Source organism: Geitlerinema sp. CS-897 (genome assembly GCF_028368005.1).
GTDB lineage: Bacteria > Cyanobacteriota > Cyanobacteriia > Cyanobacteriales > Geitlerinemataceae > Baaleninema > Baaleninema simplex.
Map to the genome: position 1 here is coordinate 1 of NZ_JAQNCQ010000162.1, position 2,683 is coordinate 2,683.

Sequence of the window (2,683 nt, forward strand, 5' to 3'; positions counted from 1 at the left end):
GTGAAGACCGGGAACGGGGAACGGGGAACAGTCACCAGTCACCAGTGAAGACCGGGAACGGGGAACGGGGAACAGGGAAAAGTGATGATGAGATAAGGAGGAGAGGAGATGAGGAGAAACTGTTGCCTGTCTTCCCTCTTCACTCTTCCCTCTTCCCTCTTCCCTGAAGAAGCTCCCCCTCTCCCCTTCTCCCTCTCTCCCCCTCTCCCCGGCTCCTCCAAAAATTGAGACTGCTTTAAGATAGAGGTCTGTCTTCCGTCTAGCCCGTAGCCTCGTCTTCGCCGCAATTGTAATGACTCGTTCCAAACTCGACAAACTGTTTTTCTATCTCAAGCCGCACTGGAAACAAGCAGCGTTGGGAACCGTCGCCTTACTCGTCGTCAACGCGTTGGGGGTGTACATTCCCTGGCTGATTCGCAACGGGATCGACGAGTTGCAAGTGACCTTCAGTTTCGATCGCGTTCGACACTACGTCGTTCTCATTATCCTCCTCGCCAGCGTCATGTGGGCGATTCGGGTGGCGTCGCGGATGTTGCTGTTCGGGATCGGGCGTCAGGTGGAATTCGACCTCAAACAGCGCATTTTCCAGCATTTGTTGCACTTGGATGCAGGCTATTTTTCCCAAAGTACCATTGGCGACCTTATCAACCGCGCCACTAGCGATGTAGATAACATTCGCCGCTTGTTAGGATTTGCCGTTCTCAGTCTGTTGAATACTTTGTTCGCCTATGCCCTAACGCTTCCCGTCATGCTCTCGATCGACGCGAGACTGACGGCGTTCGCGGTGGCGGTGTATCCAGCCATGTTTATTATCGTTTGGCTGTTTAGCGGACGGTTGCGAACCCAACAACTCGACGTTCAGGAAAAACTCTCCCGCGTCAGCGAACTGATTCAAGAGGATATGAGCGGGATTTCCCTTGTGAAGATTTACGGACAAGAGCAAAACGAGCGACGGGCGTTTCGCCACGTCAACCAAGAGCTACTCGAGAGCAATTTAGCCTTAGCGAGAACCCGCACGATTCTATTTCCCTTTTTGCAGGGGTTGGCGGGAGCGAGTTTGTTGGTGTTGTTGGCGTTCGGGGCTGGGAGTATCGCCGACGGTGCGATCGACGTGGGAGACTTTATCGCGTTGATTTTGTACGTGGAACGGTTGGTATTTCCGACGGCGTTGTTGGGCTTTACGCTAACGGTTTACCAACGGGGGGAAGTGAGTATCGATCGCATCGAAGCCATTTTCACCACGGAATCGAAAATTCAAAACGCCCCAGATGCAATCGCTCTTCCGCCCGAGGAAACTTTGGGACGTCTCGACGCTCGCCATCTGACGTATACCTATCCCGGTGCGGAAACCCCCGCCTTAAACGACGTGAGTTTCGACATCGAACCGGGGGAAACTGTCGCGATCGTCGGTTCCATCGGTTCGGGGAAATCTACCCTCGCCAGTGCGGTTCCCCGCGTTCTCGATATCGACGCCGAACAACTGTTTCTCGACGGGTACGACGTGACGAAACTGCGGTTACAGGATTTACGGGGGGCGATCGCCGTCGTTCCTCAAGATAGCTTTCTCTTCAGTACCACAATTCGCGATAACATCCGTTACGGCAACCCCACCGCCGAACAGTTTGAAGTGGAACGGGCGGCGAAACTCGCCCAAATTCACGAAGAAATTCTCAACTTTCCCAAACAGTACGATACTGTCGTTGGCGAACGGGGAATTACACTGTCGGGGGGACAGAGACAGCGAACGGCATTGGCGCGGGCGTTGTTGACAGATGCCCCGATTTTGATTCTCGACGACGCCCTCTCCAGCGTGGACAATCAAACCGCAACGCGGATTTTAGAAGAACTCTCGGCGGGAACGCAACGTAAAACGGTGTTGTTTGTGTCTCACCAGCTTTCGGCGGCGGCCACAGCCGATCGCATTTTCGTTCTCGACGAGGGCAAAATCGTCCAAAACGGTAGCCATCAAGCCCTAATCGAACAGCCGGGGTTGTATCGATCGCTCTGGGAAGAACAGAAACTCGAAGCCCTGTTGCGGTAGCCAAACCTCAGTATCTAGCAAGACCCCCAATCTTTCCAAGTTTAGAGGGTGACACGGAAGGGGTAAGCCAGAGGGGGCGGTTGCTTGAGAGAATAGTGTCGAACAGATAACTGAGGCGTTAATGTGGGAGCGTTTGCATTGGTATTCCGTGGGAACAGATTTGGTCATGGAAGGTCTTAGTGGTGCAGAAAAGTCCTGAAACCCTTGTTAGAACAGATATCGCCGTATTATACGGAATCTCGTTGTGAAAACCCTGTTTTGCAGCCCTCGTCGTCAAGTCCATGTACGCAAAGACTTGAATCGATTTTGGGCGATCGCATTAAAAGGGGGTATGGGGTGCGGATTCCGTATTAAAGGGTTGCCCGCAAAATCCCAGATCGGTAAATGGCTGCCGGAGATCCCCGGCATCTCCAAGATGACTGGTATCTGTTTAGGGCTTGCTGAAAAGAAGTGAAAAGCTTACGAAGTAAGGCTTAGAGGAGTCTTGACATGGCTTCGAGACCCCGAAAAAGAGGTAAAATTGGAAATTCCTGTGCATCCGGCAAGAAAAAATGTATCAAAAATCACAAAATCCTGACGCGCCCGAAGAAGCCTTTGAACTTCCTTTTGAAGGCAAGTTGTGTGAAGAAAATCGTTGGGTAA

Annotated in this window: 3 protein-coding genes; 2 read left to right on the forward strand and 1 reads right to left on the reverse strand. The window is 52.3% G+C overall.

Going from position 1 to position 2,683, the window contains the following annotated elements:
* Window positions 1-306, reverse strand: a 306-nt coding sequence (locus POG22_RS10135; RefSeq protein WP_498905098.1) for a hypothetical protein, incomplete at its 3' end; no start/stop codon positions are given.
* Between POG22_RS10135 and POG22_RS10140 the strand changes: the two genes are divergently transcribed.
* On the forward strand, window positions 293-2,041 hold the full coding sequence (locus POG22_RS10140; RefSeq protein WP_498905100.1) for an ABC transporter ATP-binding protein: 1,749 nt from the start codon (window positions 293-295) through the stop codon (window positions 2,039-2,041). The two genes, POG22_RS10135 and POG22_RS10140, sit on opposite strands and share 14 nt — an antisense overlap.
* Window positions 2,042-2,285: 244 nt before the next feature.
* A complete protein-coding gene (locus POG22_RS10145) occupies window positions 2,286-2,495 on the forward strand; it encodes a hypothetical protein (RefSeq protein ID WP_498905102.1) in 210 nt (69 codons plus the stop codon).
* The last annotated feature ends 188 nt before the right edge of the window (window positions 2,496-2,683 follow it).

Bases quoted from the DNA above. Each gene is read 5' to 3' on its own strand.
- POG22_RS10140 (WP_498905100.1), top strand. From the start codon at position 293: ATGACTCGTTCCAAACTCGACAAACTGTTTTTCTATCTCAAGCCGCAC.